Here is a 12,919-nt window from a genome sequence, read left to right as displayed (position 1 = left end):
AGTCAGAGTTTTTTACTGTAAGTCCAGGTGGGCACATTCGCGTCGCGTGCCACCGAATAACTTTCGGCATCGCCAAGATACTGGAACCCGCAATGCGTCAATACTCGGGCTGAGGCAGGGTTATCCTGAAAAACACTGGCGAACATGTTTGCGTTCTGTAACGGATTAGCGAGAACCAGTGCTTCGACGGCCAAGGACGCAATCCCTGTGTTCCAATAGATCGGTGCGACCCAATAACCAACTTCGGACTGATTGCGATCCAGCTTTTCCAACGAGATCAGACCGATCAGCTCAGGACCGCCATCCTTGGTTGCATCCATCACCCAAACATCCTCGTCCCGTTCTTCAGCCATGGAACGGTTAACAAAGGCCTCGATCGAGCCCGGTGGAAGCGGATGAGGGATAGACGTGGTCATACGCGCCACGCGTTCATCACCCGCGTAGTGTTCAATGAGACCCATATCCGATCTGCGCAAGGGGCGAAGATCGAACCGCTCGGTTTCGATGACCGGCTGGTTTATTATTGTCTCAAGTTTCATGAGTTCGTTCCTCCTCCGAACAACACAAAAAGTACGGACGCAACAGTAAGACTGGCCAACGTCCACATCAGATATTTTTCAACCGGTCGTCCTTCAACCGCATGGGCTATTCTATCGCCAGCAAAAGTCCAGACCGGGTGCAAAACAACTTGGCAAATCAACAAACAAAGAGCGATTGTTAACGTCGCGTTAAAGCTGGGAGTACCGGCGGCAACGAAGCCCGTGAATCCTGCAATTATCATAGCCCAGGCTTTTGGATTAAGCGGATGGACGATCAATCCGGCCCAAAATCCCGGCACGTTTCCATCGGCATCAGAGCGTGACAGGCGTAAGTTCGCGATTTTCCAAGCCAGCCAACAAATATATGCCGCAGAAGCATATTTCAGGATCGTAAAAACAATTGGAGCCTTATCTGCCACTTGCATAAGGCCAAATCCTACTGGCCAGATGATCAGCTGCTTGCCCAAGATGACACCGACCACAAATGGCAGCGCAGCGCGAAAGCCGTAGCGCGCGCCGGTTCCAAGCAGGACCATATTGGCAGGCCCGGGCGTACCAACCTGGCTGGCAGCAAAGATAAGAAAGCTGGTGGTTGCGACTGTCATCTGGGTGTTCAATCAGGAATGCGTTAAAACGAGAAAGGGGACCGGCACTTTCTGCCGGTCCCCCATGAATTTTTCTTAAACCTTCTGGGTTTCGGCTTACTCTGCGGCCTCCGCTACTGGCAAGACCGAAATAAATGTGCGGTTTTTTAGTCCCTTATGAAACTTCACGGCGCCATCCACGGTTGCAAAGATTGTGTGGTCCTTGCCCATGCCTACGCCTTCGCCCGGCCAGAACTTGGTGCCGCGTTGGCGTACAATGATGTTGCCCGCGATGGCGGACTGACCACCATAAAGTTTTACGCCAAGGCGACGACCCGCTGAGTCGCGACCGTTACGGGAGGAACCGCCAGCTTTCTTATGTGCCATTCTCTCTCTCCTTAGCCTTTGGCCAGTTCTTTGGCCTGTTCAACCCATTCGGGTTTCACTTTGATGGCCTCGATAGCAGCAATCTGCTCGTCCGACAAGGCGGCCAAAGCAGCAAAGCTCTCGATGCCTGCTTCTGCCAATTTCTTAGCGGCAGCAGGGCCAACGCCGTTCAACTTGGTCAGATCGTCAGCAGCGCCAGCTTCCGGAGCTTCAGCCTTGGCCTCCGCTTTCTTCGCAGGCTTTTTCGCTGCCAGAGCAGCCTCGCCTGCAGGTGCTGTACCTGTTGCAGCTTTAACGCCCGACTTGTCCGCGCCCGACGACAAGATGTCGGTGATCTTGACCAACGTCAGTTTCTGACGATGTCCGACCGTCCGCTTCGAACTGTGTTTACGACGGCGTTTCACGAACTTGATGACCTTGTCACCTTTAACTTGTTCGATCACTTCGGCTTGAACTGCCGCACCATCAATGAACGGCGCACCTACTACGGGAGCCTCACCCCCAAGCATCAGAACGTCGTTGAATTGAACTGTTTCACCTGCGTCTGCAGCAAGTTTTTCAACGCGGAGCATGTCGCCCGCTTGAACCTTGTACTGCTTGCCGCCGGTCTTCAGGACCGCAAACATGTGTTAATCCTTTTCAAAACCGCGTTCTATGGTCCCCGATTTACGGGAGTTTTGGCCGCTGCCACCTCGAACTGCGCGCCCTTTTCGGGCTGTGTGGATGACCCTGAGGACACGCCTTTCGGGTCAAATAATAACGATACCCGGCGCGGTTATTCCGGCCGGGATGCAGGCTTATCTAAGCATTGCAATTAAATGTCAACCGATTTCGAGTTCAAAGCTCTGATGAGTCAATCGCGCGAGCTACGGCTTCGCCCAAACGATAATAAATTCCGTCGATCATGAAGTCGAACCCCTTGAACAGCGCTTCGTTAAGCGCCTGCCCAGTTTCGGTTCGCGAAAAGGCAATATTTTCTCGCATTTGCGCTTTGCTCAGAGGCTGGTAGGCCAAAAGCAGAAAGGAATACACCCAGGACTCGGTTTCGACAGCCACTTCGCCTTTTTGTTCCATTAGCTGGTTCAACAGCAAGTCGTTTTCCATTGGAAAGCCTTGACTATTCGAGATGCCGAGAAAGAAATTGTAGTCCGCGCTAAGCGATCCCTGCACGTTCTGCTCAATCAAGTCATTAACGTGAACGTATTCGTCGATTAGTAAGTAGAATTCAGTTTCGCGGTCGAATTGGCGATAGGCCTGTCGTGCCATATCGTCTATGGCATCGTCCATAAGGGCCATTCGTGCCGAATTTTCGAGTGAAATAATGGTCTGCCCCAATTCACTTTCGAAAAAAACGGTCGCCTGTTCTATTTGTCCTTCATTCAGATATTCTCCGACCGTTCTGATCATCTGATCGTGCATCCAGACCGGATCGTAGATGTCTTCGACCTCTGCCTGAAAGTATGAATCACCGTTGCCGTCGAGCACGGTGTCGATCAATACTTCGCCCTGCTCACGGCCTTCTTTTCCAATTATTTCTATTACCTCTTGCAACTGCATGGCCTGCATCAGCCGATCCAACTTTTCATCGGCTGCAAGCGGGGAAGACCAAGAAGCGATGGCCAACACATTGTAAAACAAGCGGCGCATCAAATATCCTGAGCAGGCCGCAGTTCGGACATTCTTGAAGCCAAAACCTCAAATCGCATGGCCATGATTTCATATTGAATTGCGTTCAACAGCTCGTAGACCTCCTGCATCAAAGGCTGTTCGAGGGCCAAAACATATGCATCGACATCTTCATCGGAAAAGTCTCTGTACGTGTAAGCCGCCCCTGCCAAGGCAGACAATTGAAGTGCGCGCCGCATCTCGGGTTCTTGTTGTTTCATCATCTGGCGTAACTCGTCGCCACTCATTTGAAGTTCGATTACGCCGGCAGCACTGGCCGCAAGCAGGAAACGGACCTGAATTTCCTGCAATGCCCTCAAGGATGTTCCACTAGCGTCGACAGCTCGGTTCATGCGCTTAAGGCTTTCAACACGCATCGAGCCTTCTTTGATCAAATCCGAAACGATCTCCTGCCCTTGGTCCTGTTTTTCGTCCTCATCTTCATCCATGTGGGAGGCGTTTTCGGCCTCGACCAGACGCTGACCAAGATCGGAAGCATAAAATTCAACCGCATGGGACAAAGCTTCTTCGCTTAGCGTCTGTTCAAGTATAGAAACGGCTGTTTCGTGCATTTCCTCAGTGTCGAACACTTCTTCGGTCAGGCGTGTCCAGTCAGAGCCAAAGCCGTCGGGATCGATCCCCAGCATTTGTGGCGCCGATGCGCTCGCAAGTGCGATGCTCTCTAATGCGACGTCAAATCCAGTCGTTGTCAAAAACGCCTCAATCCTGTCACGGCTGGCCGCCGATGCGCATGCTGCAGTCAGGCAAAGAATTGCGACGGACAATAAGTACGGAAGAATGGTATAGCGCTTTGAGTAAGTCATAAATGTGAGCCTAGGCGTTTTCCGCCCGCAAGCAATGGAAAATCCCGGCTAGCGGGAAATCGAGAATTTTCTGCTTGCACCCCTGCATGATCCTCACTAAATCGACGCCTCACAGACCCCCGCGGAGAGGTGCCGGAGTGGTCGAACGGGGCGGTCTCGAAAACCGTTGTGGGTGCAAGCCCACCCAGGGTTCGAATCCCTGTCTCTCCGCCACAACTTTTTCAAAAACTCAATTTCTCCTTCGGCAGTGACAAGCGTTTTGTAACTGTTCGTTTTCGAAGTGGCATGAAGTCGCCGTCCCAAACGTACCCGATCAGCGCTGTGTGGCTCAATCTTGTTCTTTGACCGAAATACTCCGGTTTTCCCCTTTGCAAGTGGCTAGTTTTCTCTCAATTCGACGAAAAGCAGAACTCAAAGGAGATCCCAATGTCCCGCCTATTACTTGTTCTAGTGGTCGTCGTTGTCGGTTTCGGCGCCTACTTCTACCTGAGTCAACCAGAACCTACACCTGCCGAAAAACTGCAGTCTGCGGCCGAAGAGGCTGGCGAAGCCGTAAGTGAAGCGGCATCTGCAGTCAAAGAAGCCGCTGGAGAGGCAGCCGATGCCGTAGCTGACCAGGTAACTGAAACGGCCTCATCTGTTGCAGATCAAGCCAGTGAAGCCGCCTCTTCAGTGACGGAACAGGCCAACGATGCCGCGAATTCAGCGGCAGAACAAGCAGAAGAAGCTGTTACGCAAGCCGGCGATCAGGTCGCCTCACTGACCGATCAGGGTCAGGACCTTTTCAACTCATGGGTCGAAGAAGGGAAGTTGACGGCGCAGAATTTTGACTATGACGCTATGGTCGAGGCAATCCAAGACAGCACCCTTTCACAGGAGATCAAGGCGCAAGCTGTAGCAATTCTCGACGAAATAAAAGCTGCCCCCGAAACAGTGGCTGAAAAGATCCAAGAACTGCGGACTTTGTTAACTCAGTAAATTTCGCATGAGATAAGGAAGGCCTGTTTCGGAACACCTTAAATTCTCGGCTAAGTACTGACCTATGCGGCCATTTCTGTGGCCGCACATCTTGACCGCGCGGAACACGGAAGAGACAAATTTTGTTGGTTGATGCGAACGTCCAAGTGCAAAAAACCTTTTGACGTTTGGACAGACAACAAAAAGGCCTTAAACTTCAACCAGATTGTTAAACGGTTAGTTTTTGTTGCGGTGCTGCAAGGATGAAATTGTTCAGGTTCACAAAGATTGTTCTGATAAATTTCTGTGTTCTCAATTTGCTTTTAGAAGTTCTGGGGTTCGCTCTTTCGAGGACATCCGAGTCGAAAGGCAGAGTGTTTTCAGATGTAGAAGGGATAAAACAAGACCTAATCGCAAACTGGGGCACTTACGAGCATTGGCTCGAACATCGCTATGATGCAGCGCTTGGATGGAATAACCCTTCAAGCCGCAAAGATGAGGCGTTGGATTGTTCTGGTGAACCAGTGCAAGTTACATACAAAAAGGATAGAAGTCGGCTGACACCTGCGTCAGCAGAAGGCCTCAAGATATTAACTTACGGGGATTCTTTTACGCATGGCGACGCATTCAGCTTTCCAAATCTGCTCAGCAGTGAACTGCATGCCGAAGTCATAAGTCATGGGGTCTCAGGCTGTGGTATACTTCAGGCGGTGCATAAGTTCGAATTGACGACTGAAGTACAACGGGACGCTGACATCGCAGTATTGGCCTTTATTGGCGACAACATTTACCGAATGTTGAACTCTTATTATCCGCTGCGCGGGAACCCGACTTTCCACTTCGGCTTCAAGCCGTATTCCCGCGCTGGTCAATTCGTGGAAAATCCGAATAACCCTACCGTATTTGATCAAGAAGAAATGACCCAAATTGTCTAAGGATTGGCTATTACCGATTATTGATCGCTGCCTCGTGCTAAGTTTCCTTACTCAATTTCGCTAATTGAGTACTTTGGAACTAACAGATTTAGGTGGGCCCTCATCAAAATGTCGCAAGGATTTGATGAATTTGCACCGTTCATGAAGGGCCTTAATATTGTGCTTGAACGATTTGTAACTACTGCAGAAGAACATCAAATTCAGCCGGTCATAGTATTGATACCGGGTACTGCTGAAGATATTGAAATTTACGAAAATACGATCGAAACTCTAAAAATAGTATTTCAAAACCGTGCCGACATTATGAAAGTTGTTGTAACACCGCAGGATTGGTCGAAATATATGCCCGATGGTTGTGGTCATCCTTCCACTGCCGGTTATGGTATCATCGCCGGGCAAGTTGCTAATTTTATTTCCTCGAACAACTGAAAATTGAATAAGTTATATTTTATCTGGTTTTTGCCATTAAGGCGCCTTTGTGAACAATACGGATTATATCTCAATAAATTTTGAACAGGATCAACACATGAACACCTTACCCGCAACAATGTATTCCGTTGTACTAAACCACGGCGGATATTCCGGTACGGCGCTAGAACCGACGATAAAAGATGCTTCTGATTGGCTATCCGAAGCTGAATTGCCGGTACCCTCGCCCGGGCCTGGGCAGGTTTTAATCCGGTTGCGGGCGGCTTCGGTTAACCCATCGGATATTCACTTTATTAAGGGTGAATACGGCCAACCGCGGGTAAAAGGCGCTCCGGCGGGATTCGAGGGTTGCGGCGATGTAGTCGCAACTGGTGCTGGTGCCGAAACGCTCCAGGATCAACGTGTTGCTTTTGTTGCGGCAGGATCAGGGGCTTGGGCAGAGTATGTCGTAACTCAAGGTCAAATGTGCATCCCATTGCGGCCCGACATTTCTGATGAAGATGGAGCATCCCAGATCGTGAACCCATTAACTGCGATGGCCATGGTCGACTTGGCGCGAAATGACGGCGACGCTTTTGTGATTTCTGCGGCTAACAGCCAGTTGGGAAAATTGATGTGTAGTCTGGGTCGAGATTTAGGATTGAGTCCGATCGCATTGGTGCGCAGGCCAGAAACTGTTCAACCACTGAAAGAACTTGGTGCCGTCGAAGTATTGGTGACTTCGGATCCAAAGATCAAAGATCACTTCGTGTCTATTAGCACCAATATGAAACCACGGGTCTTTTTGGATGCAGTGGCCGATCAATTGTCTGAACAGCTGTTTTGCGCCATGCCGAACGGTGCTCGCTGGGTTATATATGGAAAGCTCAGCAGCGAAATGCCTCAATTGACGCAATCCGGGCAAATGATCTTTATGAGTAAACGAATTGAAGGTTTCTGGCTGACCCGATGGATGATGTCGACGCCCCCTGCAGAGCAAATGCGCGTGGTTGCCGAGGTGCAGGCCCGATTTGCCGATGGTCGTTGGAAAACTGATGTATCCGAGCGGCTTAGATTGAGCGAAGTTGTACCGAACCTTGCAAGTGCGCTGAAAAAGAGTGACGGCAAGGTCATTATCACGCCATAGTAAAACTAAGCCCAACACAAGATCGGGGCGCCAACGTCGCCGGGCGCGCAGGCAACGGGAGGGAAAGCTTGGATAACGCACAGCTGCTTATCAGCGGGCTGGCGAATGGCTGCGTGTACGGCCTGATCGCTCTCGGTTTTGTGTTGATTTACAAAGCAACAGAAGCCGTGAACTTTGCGCAGGGCGACTTTATGATGCTGGGCGCTTTTGTAACCATCGGACTGACGAATACAGAGTACATGGGGCTGCCCTTCTGGATGGCTTTGCCGATTTCGTTAAGCATCATGGCAGCTGTCGGGTATCTTGTGGATCGTCTGATCATCCGAAGACTGTTTGGCGAAAGCCAGTCGGCGGTTGTAATTCTTACCATCGCCATGGGATTTGTAATACGTTTTGTTGCCGGATTGATCTGGGGGCATGAGCCGCAAACTTTGCAAAACCCGCTGGCGGGAAAGGATATCCGTTTTGGAGGGCTAGTTCTTGGCTTGGAAGACGTTGCCGTCATTGTCGTCACTTTATTGCTGACTATTGGGCTTTACTTGTTTTTTAGCCGAACCAAGCTGGGCCTCGCGATGCAAGCGGCATCACAAAACCAACTGGCTGCTTATTACATGGGTATCCCCGTCAAACAGGTTCAGGGTGTAATCTGGGCCTTGGCCGGTGTTGTCGCGTGTATTGCAGGCATTCTTTTTGCGGCCAAAGGATCGGTTGATCCAACCACGGGCTTGCTGGGAATAAAAGCATTTGCTGCTGCAGTGATTGGAGGGTTTGGTAGTTTGCCCGGTGCTTTAGCTGGCGGTCTTATTGTTGGCGTGATCGAGCCATTTGCCAGTCGGTATATTGCGGCTGGCTATAGCCAGGTTGCGCCCTATGCGTTGTTGTTGGCTGTTTTGATTTTTCGTCCCAACGGTTTGTTCAGCCAAGTACGGGCTAAAAAGGTCTAGCTGCATGAGATTTGTATTCAAAACAAATTACATTCAGGACATTCGCCCTTGGAAAGATGGATATCAACTAAGCCTCTATCTTTTTCTTCTGGCTTTGGTTTTTTCTGCCCCATGGTTGCTGGATGATTTCTTTCTGGGCGAGTTGACCAATGTTCTGATTTGGGCAATTGCCGGCCTGGGTTTGATGATTTTGACTGGCCATACAGGTCAGGTGAGCCTTGGGCACGCGGCTTTTCTGGCATTCGGCTGTTATGCAAACGTGGCTCTGATCGAAGCTGGCGTTCCTTTTCTGCTGGCTTTTCCTTTATCTGGTATTTTGACGGGAATAGCTGGTGTTACCGTCGCAATCCCTGCTCTGCGGCTGCATGGTATTTATCTGGCGATTTTCACGTTGGCTCTCTCAATATTGATGGACGACATCATTGTGCTGGCTGAGCCGATCACCGGCGGCGTTACCGGTAAATTTGTCGGAGGCGTCGAGATATTCGGCAAACTGGTGGATCGATGGGCTACGCCAGTTGAGTTCTTCTGGCTGGTACTCGGTGTTACGTTATTGGTTACAATAGGGTATATCAATTTGTTAAGGGCGCCGTTAGGCCGCAGTTTTATCGCCGTTCGAGATTCAGAAGTTTCCGCTCAGGCAATGGGCGTGGACATTGCGCGGACCAAGATGATTTCGTTCGCTTTGTCCTGTTCTGTAACGGGTTGGGCCGGAGCATTGATGGGTCTCTATGCCGGAGCTTTCAACAACGAAACGTTCAGCGTTCTGATTTCGATCCAACTGCTGATGATGATTGTGATTGGAGGATTAGGTTCAATCCATGGAGCGTTTCTTGGTGCCATTGTGGTTGGCTTCTTGCCGCAATTTCTTTCCATCTCAAAGGAATATGTCGGCGCGATATTTGGCGGCAATGCCGTAGCCATTCCCGGGCTTGAATTTGGAATCTTTGGCATGATCTTGATCGCCTTCATCCTTTTCGAACCCTTGGGCATGTACGGTCGTTGGTTGAAAATTCGAACTTGGTTCGAGTTATTTCCATTTTACAGAAAGGAGATGTTCAAACGCCAGAAGTCGTATCTCAAGACGGAGCGCCTAAGGTGAGTTTGCTAGAATTTGAAAGTGTCACACTGAAATTCGGGGGTCTCACGGCCGTCGACAATTTGTCTTTCGAAGTCGAAGAAGGAGAAGTTTTTGCCATTGTGGGGCCTAATGGCGCGGGTAAATCCACAGTCTTTAACCTTATATCGCGGTTCTATGATCCATTCGCTGGGTCAATCCGGTTTGATGGGCATGATTTGTTGCGGGTGAAACCGTCTGGTGTCGCATCGTACGGAGTGGCAAGGACTTTCCAGAATATCGAACTTTTTGAGCACGCGACCGTGTTACAGAATCTATTGGTCGGGCGCCATCGGCACCGCCGAACGAACTTGGTTTCAGAAATCCTTTTCCTACCTTCCGTAAGGCAGCAAGAGATTAAGAACCGTGAAAAAGTCGAAGAAATAATTGACTTTCTCGACCTCCAGGCGTTTCGCGACAAAATGATTTCGGGATTACCTTATGGCGTTAGGAAGGTTGTAGAGGTTGCCCGAGCCTTGGCAACAGACCCCAAACTTCTGCTGTTGGATGAGCCTGCCTCGGGTTTGTCGGTCGAAGAAACTACGGACATGCGCTGGTGGATCGATGATATCCGCAAGCAGATGGGTATCACTGTGTTGATGGTAGAGCACGACATGGGGCTCGTTTCAGGTGTTTCGGACCGAGTTTTAGCGATGGCTGACGGCGCAAAATTGGCGCTTGGTCCGCCAGAACATGTGCAATCCCATCCGGCTGTGATTGAAGCGTATCTTGGGAAAGCCTCATGAACGACCCAATCCTTATGATCCGAAACATTGAAAGTTTTTATGGCCCAATCCAAGCGATCCGAGGCGTTTCCCTTGATGTTCTGGAAGGTCAGATTGTCTCGATCCTTGGTGCCAACGGCGCTGGAAAAACTACTTTAATGAAAACCGTTTCGGGGGTTATGGACCCAGAAAAGGGCCGTATCAATCTGAACGGCAAGGATATTCAGGGATTGGAACCACACGAAGTGGTGCAAAGGGGCATCGTCCACGTTCCCGAAGGACGCGAGGTTTTTCCCTTGATGACAGTGGATGAAAACCTCACTCTAGGTGCATATACAATATCCGATAAGTCCCTAATCGAAAGGGATCGGGAACTGGTTTTTCACTACTTTCCAGTTCTAAAAGCGCGCAGGCAGCAAGAGGCAGGTACACTGTCAGGTGGCCAACAACAAATGCTGGCAATCGGTCGCGGTTTGATGGCTAGCCCTAAAATCATGTTGTTGGACGAACCTTCACTGGGATTGTCGCCAATACTCGTGCAGGAGATTTTCGGCATTTTGCGGAGACTAAACGACGAGCAAAAAATGACCATGGTGCTTGTCGAGCAGAATGCCAACGCGGCGTTGGAATTGGCCCATCATGGGTACGTGATGGAACTTGGGCGGATCGTCATGGATGGTTCAGCAGAGGATTTGATGAAATCCGAAGACATCCAGAATTTTTATCTGGGCGTTCAAGAAGAAGGTGCTCGCGAAAATCGCCGTTGGAAGCGGAAAAAGACCTGGAGATGAACCAGATGAATGCCAGCACCCTGCCCGCTCAGAAAATTATCAATGGGGTTAGTTTCAACGCAACACCCGGTCAACGCCCGTTACGCGTTGATGGATGCGTAACGGTTGGCGAGCTGTTTCACAAACGCTGCACTGAGCTAAGTGACCGAACAGCCCATCGGGAAAAAGATCTGGGTATTTGGAAGTCCTATTCGTGGTCTGACTACTGGAAACATGCAAAGTGGATCGGTCTCGCCTTGCGAGAATTAGGATTGAAGCGCGGCGAAGTCGTTTCAATTTTGTCTGAGGACCGCAAGGAATGGGCGTGGTTCGATATGGGCATACAGTGCGTTGGCGGCATTGCCGCGGGTGTTTACACAACGGACTCTGCCAGTCAGCTTCAATATTTGATCTCCGACAGCGACAGCCGGTTTTTGATCGTTGAAAACGAGGAGCAGCTAGACAAGTTCTTTGAGATCGAAAACGAAGTCCCTGGCCTGTTGAAGGTGATAATCCTAGAAGAAGAAGGCTTGCACGATCTGGATAATCCAAAGTGCCTAATGATTCAGGACCTGTACGCAATTGGTAAACAGGTCGAAGTTCATGAGAACGGATGGTTCGAGTCTGAGATCCAAAAAACGACGCCGCAAGACACGGCGATCCTTGTTTATACTTCCGGCACCACGGGCCAACCTAAGGGCGCGATGTTGAGTAACGAAAACATCTTGGCTGCAATCGAGGCGGGTGCGCACTCACTGCCTACGCTGGCTTCGGATGAGCAGCTTTGTTTTCTGCCCCTGTGTCACATTCTTGAACGTGACGTTTCGATCTATTTTCCGTTAGCGGCGCGATCCACAGTAAATTTTGCGGAAAGTCCAGAAACCGTTTTTGCCAACCTCCAAGAGGTTTCTCCGGCGACCTTTACGGCTGTTCCGCGGGTTTGGGAAAAGATTTATTCTCAGGTTCAAGTAATGAAGCAAGAGGCCTCGGTAACTGGGCGTATAGCCTTTGAAATGGCCTTGAAGGTAGGGATGGACCGGGCGGAATACAGCATGAAAAACAATCCGATACCGATCTACGTTGCAGTGCGATTTTGGATCTGGGATCAGCTTGTTCTGCGAAACTTGCGACGAATGTTAGGAATGGACAGATTACGTCGCGGTGGCTCGGGCGCGGCGCCGATTTCCCCCGAATTGCTGAAATGGTACTGGGCCATCGGTGTCCCTTTGATTGAAGGTTTCGGAATGACGGAAACGTCCGGGATCGCGACGCTAAACACACTTGAAGCCAACAAACCGGGCACCATCGGTAAAGCCGTTGCTGGTAGCGATATTCGGATTGCCGAAGATGGCGAAATTCAAATCAAGGGCCTGAATGTTTTCCAGGGTTATTGGAGAAACAATGCAAAGACAGCCGAGACATTCACAGCGGATGGATGGTTGCGCACAGGTGACTTGGGGAAGATGGACAATGACGGCTTTGTCACGATAACCGGGCGATCTAAGGATATTATCATCACGGCTGGCGGCAAAAACATCACTCCTGCCGAGATCGAAAGTCGATTGAAATTCAGTCTCTACATTTCGGATGCTGTCGTCATTGGCGATGGTCGCAAATTTCTGACCGCACTGATCATGATTGATCAGGAACATGTCGAAAAATTCGCGCAGGATCATAAGGTTCCTTTTTCCAACTTTGCCTCTTTGTGCGCTGCGCAAGAGATAAAAAAACTGATTGAAGCAGAAGTCGCTGCGACGAACGAAAAATTTGCCCGCGTCGAACAAATAAAAGACTTTCGGCTGATTGACGTCTTGTTAACCGCCGAAGATGACGAACTGACGGCCACCATGAAACTAAAGCGGGGACTGGTAGAAAAGAAACACTCACATCTCATTGATGACATGTACAATTAGATAG

At 50.1% G+C, this 12,919-nt stretch carries 15 protein-coding genes and 1 tRNA gene; 10 read left to right on the top strand and 6 right to left on the bottom strand.

What is annotated here, in order from left to right; genetic code table 11:
* Window positions 1-2: 2 nt before the first annotated feature.
* The 6 genes from GOV45_RS18505 to GOV45_RS18480 form a co-directional block, all read right to left on the bottom strand.
* Window positions 3-539: a GNAT family N-acetyltransferase gene (locus tag GOV45_RS18505; protein WP_170480527.1), complete on the bottom strand. Its 537-nt coding sequence runs from the start codon at window positions 537-539 to the stop codon at window positions 3-5.
* The gene (locus GOV45_RS18500; protein WP_170480525.1) at window positions 536-1,144 is read right to left on the bottom strand and encodes a LysE family translocator; all 609 of its coding nucleotides are present in this window, start codon (window positions 1,142-1,144) and stop codon (window positions 536-538) included. Before GOV45_RS18500 ends, GOV45_RS18505 begins: the two co-directional genes overlap by 4 nt.
* A gap of 96 nt (window positions 1,145-1,240) precedes the next feature.
* On the bottom strand, window positions 1,241-1,510 hold the full coding sequence (gene rpmA, locus GOV45_RS18495; protein ID WP_170480523.1) for a 50S ribosomal protein L27: 270 nt from the start codon (window positions 1,508-1,510) through the stop codon (window positions 1,241-1,243).
* Between the two features lie 11 nt (window positions 1,511-1,521).
* Complete coding sequence (locus tag GOV45_RS18490) at window positions 1,522-2,136, bottom strand: 50S ribosomal protein L21 (protein WP_170480522.1); 615 nt, start codon at window positions 2,134-2,136, stop codon at window positions 1,522-1,524.
* Window positions 2,137-2,347: 211 nt separating this feature from the next.
* The gene (locus GOV45_RS18485) at window positions 2,348-3,157 is read right to left on the bottom strand and encodes a DUF2059 domain-containing protein (RefSeq protein ID WP_170480520.1); all 810 of its coding nucleotides are present in this window, start codon (window positions 3,155-3,157) and stop codon (window positions 2,348-2,350) included.
* Window positions 3,157-3,999: a DUF2059 domain-containing protein gene (locus GOV45_RS18480; RefSeq protein ID WP_170480518.1), complete on the bottom strand. Its 843-nt coding sequence runs from the start codon at window positions 3,997-3,999 to the stop codon at window positions 3,157-3,159. Before GOV45_RS18480 ends, GOV45_RS18485 begins: the two co-directional genes overlap by 1 nt.
* A gap of 123 nt (window positions 4,000-4,122) precedes the next feature.
* On the opposite strand from GOV45_RS18480, the gene GOV45_RS18475 reads away from it, so the two are divergent.
* The 10 genes from GOV45_RS18475 to GOV45_RS18430 all read left to right on the top strand — a co-directional run bounded on the left by GOV45_RS18475 (window position 4,123) and on the right by GOV45_RS18430 (window position 12,915).
* Window positions 4,123-4,212 (top strand) — tRNA-Ser (locus GOV45_RS18475).
* A 213-nt stretch (window positions 4,213-4,425) separates the two neighbouring features.
* Window positions 4,426-4,977, top strand: coding sequence for a hypothetical protein (locus GOV45_RS18470; RefSeq protein WP_170480516.1), 552 nt, complete (start codon window positions 4,426-4,428; stop codon window positions 4,975-4,977).
* A 242-nt stretch (window positions 4,978-5,219) separates the two neighbouring features.
* Window positions 5,220-5,891: a hypothetical protein gene (locus tag GOV45_RS18465; RefSeq protein ID WP_170480514.1), complete on the top strand. Its 672-nt coding sequence runs from the start codon at window positions 5,220-5,222 to the stop codon at window positions 5,889-5,891.
* A 108-nt stretch (window positions 5,892-5,999) separates the two neighbouring features.
* Complete coding sequence (locus tag GOV45_RS18460) at window positions 6,000-6,320, top strand: hypothetical protein (RefSeq protein ID WP_170480512.1); 321 nt, start codon at window positions 6,000-6,002, stop codon at window positions 6,318-6,320.
* Between the two features lie 97 nt (window positions 6,321-6,417).
* The gene (locus GOV45_RS18455) at window positions 6,418-7,446 is read left to right on the top strand and encodes an alcohol dehydrogenase catalytic domain-containing protein (protein WP_170480510.1); all 1,029 of its coding nucleotides are present in this window, start codon (window positions 6,418-6,420) and stop codon (window positions 7,444-7,446) included.
* 68 nt (window positions 7,447-7,514) lie between these two features.
* Window positions 7,515-8,390 (top strand): branched-chain amino acid ABC transporter permease, encoded by an 876-nt coding sequence (locus tag GOV45_RS18450; RefSeq protein ID WP_170480508.1) that lies wholly within the window; start codon window positions 7,515-7,517, stop codon window positions 8,388-8,390.
* 4 nt (window positions 8,391-8,394) lie between these two features.
* Window positions 8,395-9,492, top strand: coding sequence for a branched-chain amino acid ABC transporter permease (locus tag GOV45_RS18445; RefSeq protein WP_170480507.1), 1,098 nt, complete (start codon window positions 8,395-8,397; stop codon window positions 9,490-9,492).
* Window positions 9,489-10,253 carry an ABC transporter ATP-binding protein gene (locus tag GOV45_RS18440; protein ID WP_170480504.1) on the top strand — a complete coding sequence of 255 codons (765 nt, stop codon included), beginning with the start codon at window positions 9,489-9,491 and terminating at the stop codon, window positions 10,251-10,253. The genes GOV45_RS18445 and GOV45_RS18440 overlap by 4 nt, the downstream gene beginning before the upstream one ends.
* Window positions 10,250-11,023, top strand: a complete 774-nt coding sequence (locus GOV45_RS18435) for an ABC transporter ATP-binding protein (RefSeq protein ID WP_170480502.1) — start codon at window positions 10,250-10,252, stop codon at window positions 11,021-11,023. The genes GOV45_RS18440 and GOV45_RS18435 overlap by 4 nt, the downstream gene beginning before the upstream one ends.
* 5 nt (window positions 11,024-11,028) lie before the next feature.
* Window positions 11,029-12,915: an AMP-dependent synthetase/ligase gene (locus GOV45_RS18430; protein ID WP_170480500.1), complete on the top strand. Its 1,887-nt coding sequence runs from the start codon at window positions 11,029-11,031 to the stop codon at window positions 12,913-12,915.
* Window positions 12,916-12,919: the final 4 nt, after the last annotated feature.

This window comes from Ruegeria arenilitoris, from assembly GCF_013035425.1.
Lineage (GTDB): Bacteria > Pseudomonadota > Alphaproteobacteria > Rhodobacterales > Rhodobacteraceae > Ruegeria > Ruegeria arenilitoris_A.
Note: the sequence above shows the minus strand (reverse complement) of the source record. Positions and strands in the feature narration are given on the sequence as shown.

Coding starts and splice junctions, on each gene's coding strand:
- GOV45_RS18445 (WP_170480507.1), top strand. CDS start 8,395: ATGAGATTTGTATTCAAAACAAATTACATTCAGGACATTCGCCCTTGG.
- GOV45_RS18500 (WP_170480525.1), bottom strand. CDS start 1,144: ATGACAGTCGCAACCACCAGCTTTCTTATCTTTGCTGCCAGCCAGGTT.
- GOV45_RS18460 (WP_170480512.1), top strand. CDS start 6,000: ATGTCGCAAGGATTTGATGAATTTGCACCGTTCATGAAGGGCCTTAAT.
- GOV45_RS18455 (WP_170480510.1), top strand. CDS start 6,418: ATGAACACCTTACCCGCAACAATGTATTCCGTTGTACTAAACCACGGC.
- GOV45_RS18470 (WP_170480516.1), top strand. CDS start 4,426: ATGTCCCGCCTATTACTTGTTCTAGTGGTCGTCGTTGTCGGTTTCGGC.
- GOV45_RS18490 (WP_170480522.1), bottom strand. CDS start 2,136: ATGTTTGCGGTCCTGAAGACCGGCGGCAAGCAGTACAAGGTTCAAGCG.
- GOV45_RS18435 (WP_170480502.1), top strand. CDS start 10,250: ATGAACGACCCAATCCTTATGATCCGAAACATTGAAAGTTTTTATGGC.
- GOV45_RS18430 (WP_170480500.1), top strand. CDS start 11,029: ATGAATGCCAGCACCCTGCCCGCTCAGAAAATTATCAATGGGGTTAGT.
- GOV45_RS18480 (WP_170480518.1), bottom strand. CDS start 3,999: ATGACTTACTCAAAGCGCTATACCATTCTTCCGTACTTATTGTCCGTC.
- rpmA (WP_170480523.1), bottom strand. CDS start 1,510: ATGGCACATAAGAAAGCTGGCGGTTCCTCCCGTAACGGTCGCGACTCA.
- GOV45_RS18465 (WP_170480514.1), top strand. CDS start 5,220: ATGAAATTGTTCAGGTTCACAAAGATTGTTCTGATAAATTTCTGTGTT.
- GOV45_RS18485 (WP_170480520.1), bottom strand. CDS start 3,157: ATGCGCCGCTTGTTTTACAATGTGTTGGCCATCGCTTCTTGGTCTTCC.
- GOV45_RS18505 (WP_170480527.1), bottom strand. CDS start 539: ATGAAACTTGAGACAATAATAAACCAGCCGGTCATCGAAACCGAGCGG.